We start from the raw sequence: 17,811 nt of genomic DNA, 5'->3' as shown, positions 1-17,811 counted from the left end.
TTAAATTCCAAGGCTGTTAACTTGATAATGCGATCGTAAGGATTCAGGTCTTTGATTGGGGAATAAGAGAAGGCATGAAAAAGTTACAAGAATGGGCAAATATAGCATCACGGAAAAAAGCCATTGCGCTTTTACCCTGAAACCGACAAGTCTGAATCACAGATAACAAATCAGCAGTTTGTTCAAACCGAGACATTGACCGGGAGCCCCCAGATACCTTACGCTTCGTCACTGCTAATCGGAGAGAACGTTCTGCCAAATTATTATCAGGAGGAATGGAAGGATGGTCTAAAAAGTACCACCATTGATGTGCTTTCTCACGCAACGAGCGCAATAACAGTCCAGCAGCATGACCAACATGACCTTGCCAAGTATTTAACAATTCTGCCAACCTGGTCTTAAAGTCCCTCGCCCAAGTCTGATAATCAAGCTCTTGAGGGTGTTCCCGCCATTTTCGATGTTGTCGAAATGCCTCATCAATTAATTCCAAGAACGCAGAGGCGACGACTGTATTGTTACCGTAACTAAGAAGCAGAACTTTCTTAAAATGTCGCCGTAGATGGGCTAAACATTTTTGTTGCGCTCCCACAATCACACCGTTGTAGACGCTAAAATCATCAGAGCTCAACACTGAGCGCAAATTCCTGGCCCAGCATCGTCTCTAATTCGGCTCTACTCCGAGTATCCGCAGCATGAAACAGGCAAAAATCTTGACCCGTAGCTGTCCACAACCATTCTTTGACTCCCTTGACACACCAAGGGGTTTCATCGACATGGACGTTGGCTTGTAATGGTGCCCATTTCCATAAGGCTTCAACGGCAGACTTTACAGCATCGGCTACCCGCGCATTTGTCGCTTGTAATGTCCCTATCCCTATTTCGATTCCACCTAGTTCGCGCAGGAACTCTTGTTGCTTTTCGTAGGATATGTGCCCATAATTACCTAGCCATACCAATAATGCTTGTAGGTCGATGCTTAAGTCTTGTCCTGGAACTATCCCGGATGCTGGTGAACCCATCACCATTGCTCCACATTCTAGGCATTGACATTTGACTCGTTGATATTCCACTACTTCAATTGGTAAGGCTGCTAAACACGCTACTTGCTGCTTGCTATAACCAATCGCCTCACTTAATTCTCTGCTACCACAATGCTCACAAGAGTCAGGAGTGCTGATTTGATATCTATCCACTCGTCCAAATCCTTTTCGGGTTTTGCCGATATGTCCTGGCTGTCCTCCTGGTTTACGCTTGGGCTCTGGGTCTGACTCTTTTAAGTTATCAACTTTGGCGAGCTCTGATTTCTGTATGAGATCGCTTGATGGGGGTTTCGATGATGTTTTGCTATTGCTGGGCTGTCTCTCTTTGAGCTTTTCGAGCTCTTGTTGTAATTTTTCAATCAGCTTCTGTTGGGTTAGCACAATTTTGACCAGCTCCTCACGGCTCAACTGGTCAACTATTTCTAATTTTAGTGCTGCTGATAACTCTGGCTTTTCGCTCATCTGACTACACCATATTTTTCGCTCTCAATGAACTATTTTTTACCTGAATCCTTACATGCGATCGTTGAGTGTTGCTTCCCGACGCGCTGAATCGATCGCGAATTGATCGACTACAATACGTGATGGAGTCACAGGCCTCATGCGTCTCAACACAACTTCTATACGAATTGCCAACACGGCCAAACCAAAGGGTTTGCAGATATAGTCATCAGCACCGGCGGACAGGACTTTAAGTTTATCAGCTTCGTCTGTGCGGCTGCTTAGCATTACCACAAAAACATTAGTACGGCGCTGCATTTCCTGGCAGAGGTGATAACCTGTAGTATCTGGTAAATTCCAATCGAGAACTACTAGCAGTGGCTTGAATTTATCAAACAATTCTAAAGCCGTCTCGCCATCGGCTGCCGAATCTACTTGATATTTCTGAGTTAAAAAACGATGAACTAGAGTGCGGATGGAGGGGTCATCATCCACAACGAGAATCTTGGGAGTAGTATCAGTAATCATCACAAAAAACTTCCTTTCTGTTGTCAAGGGAAACCTAGCAATTTCCGAACAGCTTTAGTGAAGAGTAAAGGCCAGGTCGTTCCAACTAAACAGAGTTTTTTCCGGCAATTCTTCTTTCAGCTTGGTCTTGAGGTCAAAAGGCTTGCCCCAATCCCATATTTCGATCTCTAGGCGTTTGTTAAATACTGCGATCGCCAGTTCTATTTTCGGAGTTTCCAATGACCGATTTGTGTGGGCGTGGCGAACAGCATGGGCAAAACCCTCGATCGCAGCAAGTTTACAAAGCTGCAAAACTGGTTCGGGAATGGGTAGAAGCTCTAACTGCTCGACCCACCATAAAACTTGAGTAACGGCCTGGAGATCGCTATTTACTTGAAGCTTAAATTTGTGAAGTGGCTGGTTATAACTTGACTCGGATGGGGGATTTCGTTGCTCTTGAAGCCAGTTAAAGCTGTGTAAAACGTCGATCGCACGCTTAAAAATACTAGCTTCAGTGCTAGGTTGGGGTGCTACTAGACCGGGCTGAAAATATTTTACAATTAACAGACAGTTTCGACCGGCAGACGTGCGGGTATAACTTAGCTCATCGGCAATTTTGCCAATAAGTTTTATACCTATCTTGCCTATTTCCTCGATTTCGCTAAAATCTTCGTCACGGTGCGAATTTTCTAAGTTAGAGTTCATAACGGTTTTCTCTGCTAAATATTGAGGTTTTTTGTTTGTACAGATATCCTACTGAAGCAAAAAGGGAGAAGGTAGGGTACACAAGGTGAGTTTTAATTTGCGATCGCCCATGATTTTTAGAGCAAATCGGGCAGTAGATTAAAACCTATCGGCCCTAGTCAGGCAGAACTAATTAAAGAATGATTTGCAGATAGAGTCATCTTTGCTAAAACATAAATTCCAGCTCTTTTAAACCGAACGGCTCTTTTGCTGGCGATTGTTGACTTTTAACTTTGCTTGGGAAATTAAGAGGCTTTCCCCAATCCCAAATTTGAATTTCTATGCGTTCGTTAAAAACTGCGATCGCCAGATCAATAGGAGTGTTTGATGGCAGATTTTTGTGGTGGTGAATAGCATTAATAAACCCCTCGACCGTCGCAAGTTTACAAAGCTGCAAAACTTCTTCGGGAAGTGGTAGATTCTCTAACTGTTCCACCCACCATAAAACTTGAGTGACTGTGGCAATATCACTATTAAGTTGCAGAGTAATTTTTTGCAGTGGCTGGTTAGAAATTCGATCGAATTGGCTAGTTTTTTGCTCTTTCAGCCAGTTGAAAATGTTTAAAGTATCGGTCGCTCGCTTAAAACAATCAGCTTGAGTGCTAGGGTGAGGTAGTACAGGCTGAAAATATTTTACAATTAACAGACAGTTTCGACGGTCAGAAGTGTGGGTATAACTAAGCTCATCGGCAATTTGGCTAATAATTTTTATACCTATCCCAAGTGATGGGATTTCATCCATTTTGCTATAATCTTCGTCTGGGTGTGAGTTGCCGAATAAGTTAAGATTCATTTCTAGTGACCTCCAATGTTTATCAAAAATTGCTTTTGTGCTTCTGATCAAATCATCGCATCACTTTAATTGAGTGAAGTTGACCAGAGGTATAAAGTTAGGTCTATTAGAGGTCGGTATAATCAAAGTATACTCAAGGTATAATTAAACTACTGTCATGCAGAGTCCCTATCCTTCGCAAGGCTCAGGACTGGCAAGCATCCCAGCCGTCTAAGAGCTCATTGGCAAGGCTCAGGATGATTTAAGTGCATGATGCGTAAGTTGTAATAAAGTTAAATGAGGGGTTAACCTAGATGGATTGGCAAGAATTCCTTAGAGGGGAATCTGGGACACATGGATTATCGATGGAACAAAAAGAAACATTATTAGCAGCACTCTTCTCTCCTGAAAGAGCACCCCGCAATCAGGTAGAGCTTTCACTAGAATTAAGAATATCAGAAGCTACTGTAAAACAGCGGCTGGGAGTGATTTACAAGAAATTTGGAAATACTTTTCCTCAACTTCTTGACCAAAACGGTGCCGGCAAATTGGATATATTGTTTATAAAATTAAAACAGAAGTATTATCCAAAACCAGACCCAGTAGTTGCCCCCTACCCTGAAGAATTTCTATCGTTAATAGAAGAAAAAATTCGGAGGTTTTGCGGACGCCAATTTGTTTTTGAGACGTTTCAGCAATTTATCACCGACAACCCTCACGGTTATTTTACAATCATCGGGGATGCGGGAATGGGCAAAAGCTCGATCGTTGCCAAATACGTCTGGGAACATAAATCTCCCTGCTATTTCAATATTCTCGTCGAACGTCGCAACAGACCAGAATTGTTTTTGAAGAGCATTCGCCGGCAATTAATTGACCGCTATCAATTGCCAAATTCAGAAGACGCCGATTTACCAACTTTACTGGCAAAGGCGGCGGCAAAACTCACTGGTACTGAACGTTTGGTAATTGCAGTTGATGCACTGGATGAAGTCGAACAAGAACCGGGAGGAAATCTTTTACATTTACCGAAGAATCTGCCCACTAACGTATATTTTCTGCTGACTCGGCGACCCTATAGCCTCGATAAAAAGCGATTGTTAGTAGATGTTCCCGAAGAAGAGTTAGATTTAAGAGATAGCCAGTATGCTAATTTCAATCAGGATGATATCAAAGAATATATTCGCTTTGTTATAAATACCGATTCTGACCATAAAAATGGACTGAGGAACTGGATTAAAACCCGCAACATTCCCGATAAAACTTTTGTCGAACAAGTGGCAAACAAGAGCGAAAATAATTTTATGTATTTGCGGTATGTTTTGCCGGCAATTGCTAAAGGCGTTTACAATGACTTGAGTTTAAAGCAATTGCCAGACGGGTTGCTAGAGTATTATCAAAGCCATTGGGTAAAGATGGGGATGGAAGCTAAGCCAGGGCAATTGATGGAGAATGTCTTGTATATTTTACTAGAGATTGGCACGCCGATTCCCTGCGAGATGATTGCTGGAATTGCCAAGGTGGATGAATGCGATGTGGGAAAGGTTTTAGAAGATATAGCAATCCTAAATCATTATCATGATTGTGATACAATTATATGCAATACTCGATCGTGACCATAAAAAAATGAATAACTTACACCTGCAACAAAAAGATAGGCAAAAAGAAATAGATTGTTTAGAATCTTTCATTAAAAGCGATATAGATGCCAGAGAACTAAAACGAGCAATAGCTGTAAGGATGGCGCTCTCAGGTAATATCTACCATGAGATCAGCAAAATTTTAGGTGTAAGTAATTTTTTTATTGGTTATTGGAAAAAACAATTTAAAACCAAAGGCATCGCCGGAATCAAACTAGGACATAAAGGGTCAAAAGGGTATTTAACAGCTCTACAAAATACTGAAGTAATCGAGTGGTTAAGAAATAAAGAATATTGGAATTTAGATGAGCTAGTTACTTATTTAGAACAAGAATTTGGTGTGATATATAAATCAAAACAGAGTTACTATGAACTTTTTGACCGGGCGAAAATTAGTTGGAAAAAAACTCAAAAAATTAATCCTAAATTTGATAAAGAACTGGTAAAAAAAAAGACGGAAGAAATTAACGATATTTTATTTAAAAACAAGGCTGGTATAGAGTCTGGGGAAATAATAGTATTGTTTTTAGATGAATGTCATCTACTTCATGGTGATCTGACTGGTTATGTTTGGGGTCAATCCCAAATCCGAATTGAAGTCCCAATTACCAATGAAAAAGATAGACAAACTTATTTTGGCGCACTCAATTATCAAAGCAAAGAATTCCATGTTCAGAGCCATCCATCTGGTGATGGAAAATCAACAGTTAAATTCATAAAATACTTACAAGATAAATATAAAAATCGCAAAATTATCTTGATTTGGGATGGAGCTAGTTATCATAAATATGGAGAATTTAGAGACTTTTTATTAGAACTTAATGCTGCCAAAGAACCTGCTAATTGGTCAATTACTTGTATTTTATTTGCTCCCAATGCTCCCCAACAGAACCCCGTTGAAGATATTTGGTTACAAGCTAAAAACTTTTTAAGAAAGTATTGGTATTTATGTAGGTCTTTTAAGATTGTCAAGTTTCTGTTTGAGTTTTTTACTAACGAACATAAATTTGATTTCCCCAAAATACGTCAATATACTTACACACAGAAAATCATTTAGGATTGCTCTAGATATAGAAAATCATTTAGGATTGCTATAAGTGGGTTGAGTATTTGAAAAAGCAGAATGTAGACGGAGAAATCTGCTACACCATCTATCATGCTAGTTTCCTTGACTTTCTGAAAACCAAACGGGAGATGGATTCAAAGCGGAGAATTTTTAAGCAAGTAAATCAACGGATTACTGAGTATTTAGAACAAGGGATGGCGTGAGATGGGAGAATTTGCTGACAAGTTAGCGGCCAAACCACTTTTCTATCAACGTGCTTATCTGGGCAGCTTACTGCCAAATCATGTCAAGTCAGGTAATTTAGAAAAGTATTATCAAAAACTGACAGATTTTGACTTTCTGATGGCAAAGATTCAGCATCCTGAATTTGGGGTGCAGGCACTTATTGATGATTTCAATTTGCTTGACGATTCAGAAGCAGTAACTCACTCAGAATACAACTCAGAAACAGCAAAAGCCTTGAACTTGATTCAAAGGGTACTGTGGATGTCAGCCGATATTTTGGAGCGAGATCGGAGCAAACTGGCGGAACAATTGTTAGGGCGCTTACTGTACTTTGAAATGCCCGAGATTCAGGTCATGCTGGAAGTAGCCAAGCAGTGGAAAGCAGAACCTTGGTTGCGTCCTTTGACACCCTGTTTAACTCCCCCTCGCAGGGGACTACTACGCACCCTCAAAGGTCACAGAAACTCGGTAAATGCAGTCGCTGTCACTGCTGATGGCAAGCGAGCAATTTCTGGCTCAGGAGACAACACCCTCAAAGTTTGGGATTTAACAACTGGAAATGAACAGTTTACTCTCAAAGGTCACAGCAACTCAGTATATGCAGTAGCCGTCACTGCTGATGGGAAGCGGGCGATTTCTGGTTCGTCGGACAACACCCTAAAAGTCTGGGATCTAACCACTGGAAATCAACTGTTTACTCTTGAAGATCATAGTAGCTGGGTAACAGCAGTAGCCGTCACTGCTGATGGCAAAATGGCGATTTCTGGTTCGTCGGATAACACCCTAAAAGTCTGGGATTTAACCACTGGAAATCAACTGTTTACGCTTACAGGTCACAGCGACTCGATAAAAGTAGTAGCCGTCACTGCTGATGACAAGCGGGCGATTTCCGGTTCGTCGGACAACACCCTAAAAGTCTGGGATTTAACCACTGGAAAGGAACTGTTTACTCTTAAAGGTCACAGCGACTGGGTAAAAGCAGTCGCCGTCACTGCTGATGGGAAGCGGGCGATTTCTGGTTCGTCGGACAACACCCTCAAAGTCTGGGATCTAACCACTGGAAAGGAACTGTTTACCATCAAAAGTCACAGGGTAAAAGCAATAGCCGTCACTGCTGATGGCAAGCGGGCGATTTCCGGTTCGTCGGACAACCTCCTCAAAGTTTGGGATTTAACAACTGGAAAGGAACTGTTTACGCTTACAGGTCACATGGACTCGATAAATGCAGTAGCCGTAACTGCTGATGGCAAGCGGGCGATTTCTGGTTCGTCGGACAACAGCCTCAAAGTCTGGGATTTAACAACTGGAGATAAACTGTTTAGCATCAAAGATCGCAGCTACTTGGTAAAAGCAATAGCCGTAACTGCTGATGGGAAGTGGGCGATTTCCGGTTCGTCGGACAACACCCTCAAAGTTTGGGATTTAACAACTGGAAATGAACAGTTTACTCTCACTGGTCACAGGGAATCAGTAAGTGCAGTCGCCGTCACCACTGATGGCAAGCGGGCGATTTCTAGTTCACGGAACCACACCCTCAAAGTTTGGGATTTAGAAACTGAAGATGAACTGTTTACGCTTCAAGGTCACAGGGACTCGGTATATGCAGTCGCCGTCACCACTGATGGGAAGCGGGCCATTTCTGGTTCACGGGACGACACCCTCAAAGTTTGGGATTTAGTAAATCGAGAGGAACTGTTTACGCTCAAAGGTCACAGGGACTCGGTATATGCAGTCGCCGTCACCACTGATGGGAAGCGGGCCATTTCTGGTTCGTCGGACAACACCATCAAAGTCTGGGATTTAGAAATAAGGAGGGAATTGTTAGCTTTTATTTGGAGAAATCCAATAGCTCCAAGGCAACTTTTTACCCTCACGGGTCACAGCAAGTCGGTAATAGCAGTCGCTACTACTGCTGATGGCAAGCGGGCAATTTCTGGTTCAAGAGACAAAACTCTTAAAGTCTGGGATTTAACAACTGGAAAAGAACAGTTTACTCTCAAAGGTCACAGCAACTCAGTAAATATAGTAGCCGTCACTGCTGATGGCAAGCGGGCGATTTCTGGTTCGTCGGACAACACCCTCAAAGTCTGGGATTTGTCGAATGGAAATATCATTGCTAGTTTCACGGGTGAAAGTTCGATCGCCTCTTGCGCTATTGCACCAGATCAAATCACAATTGTGGTAGGCGAAGAATCCGGCCGCGTATATTTCCTGCGGCTAGAAGGGATTACTGAGTATTTAGAAAAGGGGATGGCGTGAGATGGGAGAATTTGCTGACAAGTTAGCGGCTAAACCACTTTCATATCAACGTGCTTATCTGGGCAGCTTACTGCCAAATTATGTCAAGTCAGGTAATTTAGAAAAGTATTATCAAAAACTGACTGATTTTAACTTCCTGATGGCAAAGATTCAGCATCCTGAGTTTGGGGTGCAGGCGCTTATTGATGATTTTAATTTAGTAGAGGAGCCAGAAGCAGTAACTCACTCCGATTACAACCTAGAAAGAGCGAAATCTCTGAACTTGATTCAATCGGTGCTGTGGATGTCAGCGGATATTTTAGAACTAAATAAAGCTAAACTAGCACAACAATTGTTAGGCCGCCTACTGTACTTTGAAATGCCAGAGATTCAAGCAATGCTGCAGGTAGCAAAAAAGTGGAAAGCAGCACCTTGGTTGCGTCCTTTAATCCCTTGTCTCATTCCCCCCCGAGGAGGATTACTACGTACACTTGAAGGCCACACAAATTTTGTAAATGCAGTTGCCGTCACTACTGATGGCAAACAGGTGATTTCTGGTTCAGTAGATAAGACCATAAAAGTCTGGAATTTAACAACTGGAAAGGAACTTTTTACACTCCAAGGTCATGGCTACTCAGTAAATGTAAATGCAGTTGCTGTCACGGAGGATGGCAAGCGGGTGATTTCTGGTTCTTGGGACAATACCATAAAAATTTGGGATTTAACAACTGGAAAGGAAGAGTTTACTCTCAAAGGTCACACTTACTGGGTAAATGCAGTTGCTGTCACTGCTGATGGTAAACGAGTAATTTCTGGTTCATCGGACAACACCCTCAAAGTCTGGAATTTAGTAACTGGAAAGGAAGAGTTTACTCTCAAAGGTCACAGTAACTCCGTATGGGCCGTCGCTGTCACTCTTGATGGCAAACGAGCAATTTCTGGTTCAGAGGATAAAACGGTCAAAGTTTGGGATTTAACAACTCGGAAGGAAGAGTTTACTCTCAAAGGCCACAGTAATTCGGTATGGGCCGTCGCTGTCACTACTGATGGGAATCGGGTGATTTCTGGTTCATCGGACAACACTCTTAAAGTTTGGGATTTAACAAATAAAAAGGAAGAATTTACTCTCAAAGGTCACAGCTCTTCGGTCAATGCGGTAGCCGTTACTGCTGATGGCAAGCGAGCGATTTCTGGTTCAAGAGACAGGACGCTCAAGGTCTGGGATTTAACAACGGGGAAGGAAGAGTTTACTCTCAATAGTCACAGTTACTCGGTAAATTCGGTAGCCGTCACTGCTGATGGGAAACGGGCGATTTCTGGTTCAAAAGACAACACTCTCAAAGTTTGGGATTTAACAACTGGAAAGGAAGAGTTTACTTCTCATGACCATCACTACTCGGTAAACTCGGTAGCCGTCACTGCTGATGGTAAGCGGGCGATTTCTGGTTGCTCGGACAGCACGCTCAAAGTCTGGGATTTAACAACTGAAAAGGAAGAGCTTACTTCTCATGACCATAACTACTCGGTAAATGCAGCCGCTATTCCTGCGGATGGGAAGCGGGCTATTTCTGGTTCAAAAGACAACACCCTAAAAGTCTGGGAGTTAACAACTGGAAAGAAACTGTTTACTTATGAAAGCCATAACTACTTTGTAAATGCGGTAGCCGTCACTGCGGATGGGAAGCGGGCGATTTCTGGTTCAAAAGACAACACCCTAAAAGTCTGGGATTTAACAACTGGAAAGGAACTGTTTACTCTCAAAGGTCACAGCTCCTCAGTCAATGGAGTAGCCGTCACTGCTGATGGCAAAAGGGCAGTTTCTGGTTCATCGGATAACACCCTAAAAGTCTGGGATTTGACAACTGGAAAGGAACAGTTTACTCTTAATGGTCACAGCAACTTTGTAAATGCAGTCGCTGTCACTGCTGATGGCAAGCTGGCAATTTCTGGTTCATCGGACTACACCATCAAAGTCTGGGATTTAATCACTAAAAAGGAAGAGTTTACTCTCACTGGTCACAGCAACTTTGTAAATGCAGTAGCCCTCACTACTGATGGGAAGCGGGCAATTTCTTGTTCACATGACAACACTATCAAAGTTTGGGATTTAACAACTCGAAAGGAAGAGTTTACTCTCACTGGTCACAGCGATTTGGTAAAAGCAGTAGCTGTCACTCCTGATGGTAAACGGGCGATTTCTGGTTCCTCGGACAAGACCATCAAAGTCTGGGATTTAACCACTGGAAATCTCATTGCCAGTTTTACGGGTGAAAGTGCGATAATCTGTTGCGCTATTGCACCCGATGGACTGACAATTGTGGCCGGCGACGCATCGGGCCGCGTATATTTCCTGCGACTAGAAGGGATTACTGAGTATTTAGAAGAGGGGATGGGGTGAGATGGGAGAGTTTACTGACAAGTTAGCTGCCAAACCACTTTTCTATCAACGTGCTTATCTGGGCAGTTTACTGCCAAATTATGTTAAGTCAGGGAATTTAGAAAAGTATTCTCAAAAACTGACTGATTTTAACTTTCTGATGGCAAAGATTCAGCATCCTGAATTTGGGGTGCAGGCACTGATTGATGATTTCGATTTGGTTAGCGCTTCTGAAGCAGTCACTAACCTAAAATACAACTCAGAAACAGCAAAAGCCTTGAACTTGATTCAAAGGGTACTGTGGATGTCAGCCGATATTTTGGAGCGAGATAAAACCAAACTGGCGGAACAATTGTTAGGGCGCCTACAGGACTTTGAAATGCCTCAGATTCAGGCAATGCTGGAGGTAGCGAAGCAGTGGAAAGCACCACCTTGGTTGCGTCCTTTGACAGCTTGTTTAACTCCCCCTCGCAGGGGATTGCTACGCACCCTCGAAGGTCACAGCAACTCAGTATATGCAGTCGCCGTCACCTGGGAGGGTGACAAAGAGGTCTAGGAACTAGACCTAATCAAGGTTGCAGCCCGTATACCCTGTTGGTAAAAGCGACGTTTATTGCGGGTTAATTTCATTAACTCTTGAACGAGTTCGGAATGTTGAGCGAGATAATTTACCCACTGTTCCCCATCTTGACCAATGCCAAATGTACTCCGTCTTCGGTATTTTTTTCTGGGTTCTTTAGAACGAGATATATATTTTTGTAGCTGCTTTTTCTGAATTTCCTTACCCTGAAATATTGCCGAACTGTAGGCGATAGCCATTAATAAAATTATTTTAATAAGCCGCTCTCCCTTTAAACCAGTTCCTTCTATATTGTAGCCTCCTGTCTTATAATCTCGGAACATTTCTTCTATCCCCATCCGCTTTTTGTAAGCTGCAATCGCGACGGGCAATGAGCCTAAATCTGTCAGAATAAACCAAGCATCTTTGACTTTTATTCCCTGATAGTTACGTTTCCATTTACAGGCGATATCAAATCCGGCTACTGGTCGGGTTTTTCTGACTCTTATTCCTTGAAAGTATAACGAAGTTCCTGGTATTATTCCTAATTGGTCTAAACGTTGCCAGATTAAATTTTCTGTTTCCAGGCAATGATTTTTTTTCAGTCTCAAGCAAAAAGATACACCCATTGTCTTGAGCCAGTTTCCCAAGTCTACCGAGCAAAATTCACGGTCTCCTAAAACGATGACTTTATATTCTTTAAGTAAGGGTAAGACTTGTTGGAGAGCGAGGGTTTGTTCTTCTAAGTTACTGTTTCCTAATTTGGGTAATAAACACCAGTATAATGGGATAGCCCTCTTCTGCCAAATCAATGCGAGCGTGAACAGATTAATACACCCCCACTGACTGCGGTCGATCGCAATCGATAACCTTTGTCCGATAGGACAATAAGTTGTTAACCAATAAGTGATTAATGGGAACCAGATTAGTGCGAGCGTTAATTGAGGTAAATCGAGAAATCTTTGTAATTTGCGACGGCGACTTTCGGTAGTAATTGGGTAAGGAAATACTCGTACCAGTCTCTCTAACCTCACTTGTTTCTCGGATTGTATCAGGTTCAATAAGATTGTGAGTAAAATAAACTGGGCTTGCGTCAGTTGTTTTTGTAAGTGAGTCTGGTAAAATGTTGGTAACATATTTTTTGGGATAGGCAAGCGTGTAACAATTCTGCTGCCTATCTTTTTTTACCACAACACAGGCCAATCTTTACCACGTCTGGGTTTGGGGCGTGTTGTTACCCCCCCAGCGCCGTCACGGAGGATGGCAAAAGGGCAATTTCTGGTTCAAGAGACAAGACCCTCAAAGTCTGGGATTTAACCACTGGAAAGGAAGAATTTACCCTCGAAGGTCACAGTAATTCAGTATATGCAGTCGCCGTCACGGAGGATAGCAAGCGGGCCATTTCTGGTTCAACAGACAACACCCTCAAAGTCTGGGATTTAACCACTGCAAAGGAAGAATTTACCCTCGAAGGTCACAGTAACTCAGTATATGCAGTCGCCGTCACGGAGGATGGCAAAAGGGCAATTTCTGGTTCTTTCGACAACACCATCAAAGTCTGGGATTTAACCACTGGAAAGCAACTGTTTACTCTCAAAGGTCACAGCTACTCAGTAAATGCAGTCGCTGTCACGGAGGATGGCAAGCGGGCAATTTCTGGTTCGTGGGACAACACCATCAAAGTCTGGGATTTAACAACTCGAAAGGAGGAGTTTACTCTCAAAGGTCACAGCTACTCAGTAAATGCAGTTGCCGTCACGGAGGATGGGAAACAGGCGATTTCTGGTTCAAGAGACAAAACCCTCAGAGTCTGGGATTTAACCACTGGAAAGCAACTGTTTACTTTCGAAGGTCACAGCGACTCACTATATACAGTAGCCGTCACTGCTGATGGCAAGCGGGCAATTTCTGGTTCATTTGACAACTCCCTCAGAGTCTGGGATTTAACAACTCGAAAGGAACAGTTTACTCTCGAAGGTCACAGCTACTCAGTAAATGCAGTAGCCGTCACTGCTGATGGCAAGCGGGCAATTTCTGGTTCATCGGACAAAACCCTCAAAGTCTGGGATTTAACCACTGGAAACGAACAGTTTACTCTCAAAGGTCACAGCTACTTGGTAAATTCGGTAGCCGTCACTGCTGATGGCAAGCGCGCGATTTCTGGTTCAGCAGACAAAACCCTCAAAGTCTGGGATTTAACCACTGGAAAAGAAGAATTTACTCTCACTGGTCATAGCTACTTGGTAAATTCGGTAGCCGTCACTGCTGATGGTAAGCGGGCGATTTCGGGTTCTTTCGACAAGACTGTCAAAGTCTGGGATTTAACAACTGGAAAAGAAGAGTTTACTCTCCAAGGTCATAGCGAATCGGTCAATGCAGTAGCCCTCACTGCTGATGGGAAGAGGGCGGTTTCCGGTTCGTGGGACAAGGCCATCAAAGTCTGGGATTTAACAACTGGAAAGGAAGAGTTTACTCTCCACAGCTACTCGGTAAATGCAGTTGCTATCACTGCTGACGGCAAGCTGGCGATTTCTGGTTCAGATGACACCAGCATCAAAGTCTGGAATTTAACCGCTAGAAAGGAACTGTTTACTTTAAATGTTCACAGAGACTCGGTAAATTCAGTTGCCATCACTTCTAATGGGAAGCTGGCCATTTCTGGTTCGTGCGACAACACCCTAAAAGTCTGGGATTTAACAACTGGAAAGGAAGAGTTTACTCTCAAAGATCACAGCAAATCGGTAAAAGCAGTAGCCATCACCCCCGACGGCAAATGGGCGATTTCTGGTTCAGATGACAAAACCCTCAAAGTCTGGGATTTGTCCAGTAGAAATGTCATTGCCAGTTTCAGGGGTGAAAGTTCGATCGCCTCTTGCGCTATTGCACCCGATGGAGTCACAATTGTGGTAGGCGAAGAATCCGGTCGCGTATATTTCCTGCGGCTAGAAGGGGTGGAGGCACTAACATGAATTCCTCACCTCTCTCAACTCCCATCTCTACCGCTGCTTACCCAAAAGAATTTCAGCAACTCCTGCGAGAAAAAACCGATAATTTTGTCGGGCGCGAATTTCTTTTTTATGCCATTTCCAACTTTCTCAACTCCCACAGCCGCGGTTATTTCACAATTGTCGGCACTCCCGGCTGCGGCAAAAGTTCCATCCTCGCCCAATATGTCACCGCCCATCCTCGCAGTATCTATTACAACGCTGCAGTTGAGGGCAAAAATCGAGCTGAAGATTTTCTCGCTTCTGTCTGCAATCAACTGATTGACAAATACCTTGCCGCCAATGGGGAAACATCGGAAATTCTCAAGCTCAAATCTCAACTTCAAAATCTCGAATCCCATGATGGGAGTTGGTTTCTGTCTTTGTTGCTTCAGCAAATTAGCGATAAATTAGACGCTCGCCAAAAGTTGATAATAGTCATTGATTCTGTAGACGCGATCGCCCGCACGAGTCAGCCTCCCAGCACAAATCTGTTTTATCTGCCGAGATATTTGGGCGATCGTACTTATTTTATCCTCGCCCGCCGCCCGTTTTTGAGAGAGAAATCCGGTTTGTTAATTGAAACGCCCTCTCAAACTCTCGATTTAAGAGATTATCCCGCCCAAAATCGCGAGGATGCCCTGAACTACATTCAGCAATACCTATCCACCGCACCGGATTTAACGGCACCGGAATTGGGCCAACAACTCGCAACTGTCAGCGAAGACAATTTCATGTATCTGAGTGAGATGTTACCTGCCATTAACGAGAATTCACGCCCCGATGCTAATCTGGGGGAGTCCTCACTTCTCTCTGAACTTCCTCCCCGTTTAGCAGCGTATTATCAAAACCACTGGCTGCGGATGAGAGGTGATGGCTTATCGGCGATCGAATTGTCTGTGCTGAATGTTTTGGTAAAATCCACAACAGGTTTATCTGTAAGTGCGATATCCAATATAATTGATCAGGATGAATACGATGTTGAAAAAGCGTTAGACAATTGGATCGAGTTCTTACATAAACAAGAAATTGGAGGAGAAATTTGCTATAGTTTGTATCATAATAGTTTCCGCGAATGGTTAGGCAAACAATCTATTTTAGAATGATGATCGTACCTAAATTTTCGCTGTACCAGCCTATAGTCTTCCTTGTCCAGTCTTCCCGATCCCCCCTAACCCCCTTAATAAGGGGGGGACAAGAGTAGCCAAAGTCCCAAGCGGAAAAAGAGGAGGACTGGAACACTCAAAGTCCCCCTTCTTAAGGGGGATTTAGGGGGATCTAGACTCGACTATAAACGATAGATACAAAGGTTTTTAAGCTTAAGTTAACACCAACGAACACTGCCGCATCCTCACCCTAAACCCAATTTTCAAGCAACAATACAACAATGAAACGAGCAGTATTTCTTGACAGAGATGGCGTTCTCAATATCGAAGCGGGCTACATCCACAAAGTAGAAGATTTGCATTTAATCCCCGGAGTAGCCGAAGCTGTACGTCGTTTAAATGACAAACAAATATTTTGCTGTTTGGTTTCCAATCAATCGGGCCCGGCGAGGGGTTATTATCCGGTTAGCCACGTAGAAGCTTTGCACAAACGCCTCTGTCAGCTATTAGAAAATGAAGCGGGAGCCAAGTTAGATGCTCTTTATTACTGTCCTTATTTAAGCGCAGCCGAAGGCGGAACCAACCCAGAATTCACGCGATATACAACGTGGCGAAAACCAAATACAGGGATGTTGGTAGCGGCTGCTTGGGAACAGGATCTAGATTTGCGAAATAGTTTTATGGTCGGGGATAAAGCGACTGATGTTGATATGGCTCACAATGCCGGCTGTACTGGTATTTTGGTGCAGACTGGTTACGGAGAAAGCGTGTTGAGTGGGGAGTATCAGCACCATACTAAACCGGATTTTATTGCAGCAAATTTAGCCGTGGCGGTGGAGTGGATTTTGCAACACATTGATTAGTGTTTGTAGGGGTGTTTAAGTTGTTTATCGTTGAGTCTTGCAGGAAAGTGCGACGTAAGGAAGCGCGACTGTGAAGGTTGTACCGATGCCCATTTTGCTTTCGCAGGCGATCGCCCCTCCTTGCAATTCCACAGCTTTTTTAACAATTGTTAATCCCAAACCGTTACCTTTAATCTTTCCCGTATTCTTGCAGCGGTAAAACATTTCAAATATTTTCCCTAGTTCGGTTTCGGGGATACCGATACCTTCGTCTCGGATACGCAGAATTAGTAAGGGAGAGTTAATATTTGTAAATTGGGAATTGGGAAACAAACACTGAGGACACAAGCCGAAAATAGCTTCTTTGTCTCCTTCGCTTACTGGAGGGCATTCCAATTCCAAGGTGACTTGCCCGCCGTTGGGAGAATATTTGATGGCGTTGACGATTAAGTTGGAGAGAATGCCGTGCAGCAATTGTTGATCTAAAATCGCGCTGGTAACATCTGACGGGCTTAATATTAGTTTGTGCTTGGCTTCATTTCCTAACTGCAATTGAGCCAGCAAGTCTTGACAAAATTCGACTAAATTTATCGGTAATGGATTGCATTTGAGTTGGCCTGATTCTGCTCGACCCATGAACAGCATATCGTCGATTAGCTGGTTCATCTTTTGGGTAGCTGAGTGCACCAGCCGCAGGGTTCTAACTTGGGATTCGTCAGTGCTGCGAGTTCGATCGAGCTCCAGAAGTTCCGCAGAAATTAAAATCGCGTTGAGCGGGTTCCGCAATTCGTGAGCGGCCATTGAAATATACTGGTTTTGGCGGTGCGATTTTTCTTCCACCGCCTCTCTGGCTGCTTCCGCGGCTTTGAGAGATTCTCGCATCTTGGTTTCGATTTCGTGTCTGTGCATGGCAATCTCGATCGCCACCCGCAAATCATTTTGTTGAAATGGTTTGATAATATAACCGAATGGGTCTGTAAGTTTCGCTCTTTGCAGCGTTTTATCATCGGCATAAGCTGTTAAAAATACAGTCGGCACATTCCTATGGGTTCTGATTTTTTCTGCCGCTGTTACGCCGTCCATGTCACCTTTAAGCACGATGTCCATCAATACTAAATCTGGCGGCTTTTCTATAGCTTTTTGAATTGCTTCTTCTCCTGAAGAAACTGTAGCTGTTACTACATATCCGAGTTTTTTTAATCGACCTGCTATGTCTTGGGCTACAATAACTTCGTCTTCTACCACCAAAATTTGTAGAGGGTTCATTTTT

General features: G+C 43.3%; 13 protein-coding genes and 2 pseudogenes. 9 read left to right on the top strand and 6 right to left on the bottom strand.

Annotated features, from left to right (window positions below; translation table 11 throughout):
- Positions 1-43: 43 nt before the first annotated feature.
- From tnpC to D0A37_RS27140, 4 genes and pseudogenes are all read right to left on the bottom strand, one after another.
- Positions 44-1,502: pseudogene (tnpC, locus tag D0A37_RS27155) on the bottom strand (IS66 family transposase).
- A 51-nt stretch (positions 1,503-1,553) separates the two neighbouring features.
- Complete coding sequence (locus tag D0A37_RS27150; RefSeq protein ID WP_278187120.1) at positions 1,554-2,009, bottom strand: response regulator transcription factor; 456 nt, start codon at positions 2,007-2,009, stop codon at positions 1,554-1,556.
- A 54-nt stretch (positions 2,010-2,063) separates the two neighbouring features.
- Positions 2,064-2,693, bottom strand: a complete 630-nt coding sequence (locus D0A37_RS27145; protein ID WP_242719259.1) for an ATP-binding protein — start codon at positions 2,691-2,693, stop codon at positions 2,064-2,066.
- Between the two features lie 205 nt (positions 2,694-2,898).
- Positions 2,899-3,525: an ATP-binding protein gene (locus D0A37_RS27140; protein WP_242719257.1), complete on the bottom strand. Its 627-nt coding sequence runs from the start codon at positions 3,523-3,525 to the stop codon at positions 2,899-2,901.
- A gap of 344 nt (positions 3,526-3,869) precedes the next feature.
- Here D0A37_RS27140 and D0A37_RS27135 point away from each other — a divergent pair, with 344 nt between their 5' ends.
- The 5 genes from D0A37_RS27135 to D0A37_RS27115 all read left to right on the top strand — a co-directional run bounded on the left by D0A37_RS27135 (position 3,870) and on the right by D0A37_RS27115 (position 11,606).
- Positions 3,870-5,120, top strand: coding sequence for an NACHT domain-containing protein (locus D0A37_RS27135; protein WP_242719255.1), 1,251 nt, complete (start codon positions 3,870-3,872; stop codon positions 5,118-5,120).
- Positions 5,121-5,130: 10 nt separating this feature from the next.
- Positions 5,131-6,201, top strand: a complete 1,071-nt coding sequence (locus D0A37_RS27130) for an IS630 family transposase (protein ID WP_242719253.1) — start codon at positions 5,131-5,133, stop codon at positions 6,199-6,201.
- Between the two features lie 213 nt (positions 6,202-6,414).
- Complete coding sequence (locus D0A37_RS27125) at positions 6,415-8,694, top strand: WD40 repeat domain-containing protein (RefSeq protein WP_242719251.1); 2,280 nt, start codon at positions 6,415-6,417, stop codon at positions 8,692-8,694.
- 1 nt (position 8,695) lies between these two features.
- Positions 8,696-11,071: a WD40 repeat domain-containing protein gene (locus tag D0A37_RS27120; RefSeq protein ID WP_242719249.1), complete on the top strand. Its 2,376-nt coding sequence runs from the start codon at positions 8,696-8,698 to the stop codon at positions 11,069-11,071.
- Position 11,072: 1 nt separating this feature from the next.
- Positions 11,073-11,606 (top strand): hypothetical protein, encoded by a 534-nt coding sequence (locus tag D0A37_RS27115; protein WP_242719247.1) that lies wholly within the window; start codon positions 11,073-11,075, stop codon positions 11,604-11,606.
- Here the strand turns inward: D0A37_RS27115 and D0A37_RS27110 are convergent.
- Entirely contained in the window at positions 11,603-12,745 is a 1,143-nt protein-coding gene (locus D0A37_RS27110) for an IS4 family transposase (RefSeq protein ID WP_242719245.1), read from the bottom strand. The genes D0A37_RS27115 and D0A37_RS27110 overlap by 4 nt on opposite strands.
- On the opposite strand from D0A37_RS27110, the pseudogene D0A37_RS29620 reads away from it, so the two are divergent.
- From D0A37_RS29620 to D0A37_RS27095, 4 genes and pseudogenes are all read left to right on the top strand, one after another.
- Positions 12,746-13,624: pseudogene (locus D0A37_RS29620) on the top strand (WD40 repeat domain-containing protein); the annotation flags it as partial.
- Positions 13,625-13,723: 99 nt separating this feature from the next.
- Positions 13,724-14,578, top strand: coding sequence for a WD40 repeat domain-containing protein (locus D0A37_RS27105; protein ID WP_242719243.1), 855 nt, complete (start codon positions 13,724-13,726; stop codon positions 14,576-14,578).
- Positions 14,575-15,699, top strand: coding sequence for an ATP-binding protein (locus tag D0A37_RS27100; RefSeq protein ID WP_242719241.1), 1,125 nt, complete (start codon positions 14,575-14,577; stop codon positions 15,697-15,699). The genes D0A37_RS27105 and D0A37_RS27100 overlap by 4 nt, the downstream gene beginning before the upstream one ends.
- 281 nt (positions 15,700-15,980) lie before the next feature.
- Positions 15,981-16,562 carry a D-glycero-alpha-D-manno-heptose-1,7-bisphosphate 7-phosphatase gene (locus D0A37_RS27095; RefSeq protein WP_242719239.1) on the top strand — a complete coding sequence of 194 codons (582 nt, stop codon included), beginning with the start codon at positions 15,981-15,983 and terminating at the stop codon, positions 16,560-16,562.
- Between the two features lie 24 nt (positions 16,563-16,586).
- Here D0A37_RS27095 and D0A37_RS27090 read toward each other — a convergent pair whose 3' ends face one another.
- Positions 16,587-17,807, bottom strand: a complete 1,221-nt coding sequence (locus D0A37_RS27090) for a hybrid sensor histidine kinase/response regulator (protein ID WP_242719237.1) — start codon at positions 17,805-17,807, stop codon at positions 16,587-16,589.
- Between the last annotated feature and the right edge of the window lie 4 nt (positions 17,808-17,811).

Origin of the sequence: Microcoleus vaginatus HSN003 (assembly GCF_022701255.1) — a bacterium.
Taxonomy (GTDB): Bacteria; Cyanobacteriota; Cyanobacteriia; order Cyanobacteriales; family Microcoleaceae; genus Microcoleus; species Microcoleus vaginatus_B.
The sequence above is the reverse complement of the archived record's forward strand: the minus strand, read 5'-3'. Positions and strand labels throughout refer to the sequence as shown.

Bases quoted from the DNA above. Each gene is read 5' to 3' on its own strand.
- D0A37_RS27150 (WP_278187120.1), bottom strand. From the start codon at position 2,009: ATGATTACTGATACTACTCCCAAGATTCTCGTTGTGGATGATGACCCC.
- D0A37_RS27145 (WP_242719259.1), bottom strand. From the start codon at position 2,693: ATGAACTCTAACTTAGAAAATTCGCACCGTGACGAAGATTTTAGCGAA.
- D0A37_RS27140 (WP_242719257.1), bottom strand. From the start codon at position 3,525: ATGAATCTTAACTTATTCGGCAACTCACACCCAGACGAAGATTATAGC.
- D0A37_RS27135 (WP_242719255.1), top strand. From the start codon at position 3,870: ATGGAACAAAAAGAAACATTATTAGCAGCACTCTTCTCTCCTGAAAGA.
- D0A37_RS27130 (WP_242719253.1), top strand. From the start codon at position 5,131: ATGAATAACTTACACCTGCAACAAAAAGATAGGCAAAAAGAAATAGAT.
- D0A37_RS27125 (WP_242719251.1), top strand. From the start codon at position 6,415: ATGGGAGAATTTGCTGACAAGTTAGCGGCCAAACCACTTTTCTATCAA.
- D0A37_RS27120 (WP_242719249.1), top strand. From the start codon at position 8,696: ATGGGAGAATTTGCTGACAAGTTAGCGGCTAAACCACTTTCATATCAA.
- D0A37_RS27115 (WP_242719247.1), top strand. From the start codon at position 11,073: ATGGGAGAGTTTACTGACAAGTTAGCTGCCAAACCACTTTTCTATCAA.
- D0A37_RS27110 (WP_242719245.1), bottom strand. From the start codon at position 12,745: ATGTTACCAACATTTTACCAGACTCACTTACAAAAACAACTGACGCAA.
- D0A37_RS27100 (WP_242719241.1), top strand. From the start codon at position 14,575: ATGAATTCCTCACCTCTCTCAACTCCCATCTCTACCGCTGCTTACCCA.
- D0A37_RS27095 (WP_242719239.1), top strand. From the start codon at position 15,981: ATGAAACGAGCAGTATTTCTTGACAGAGATGGCGTTCTCAATATCGAA.
- D0A37_RS27090 (WP_242719237.1), bottom strand. From the start codon at position 17,807: ATGAACCCTCTACAAATTTTGGTGGTAGAAGACGAAGTTATTGTAGCC.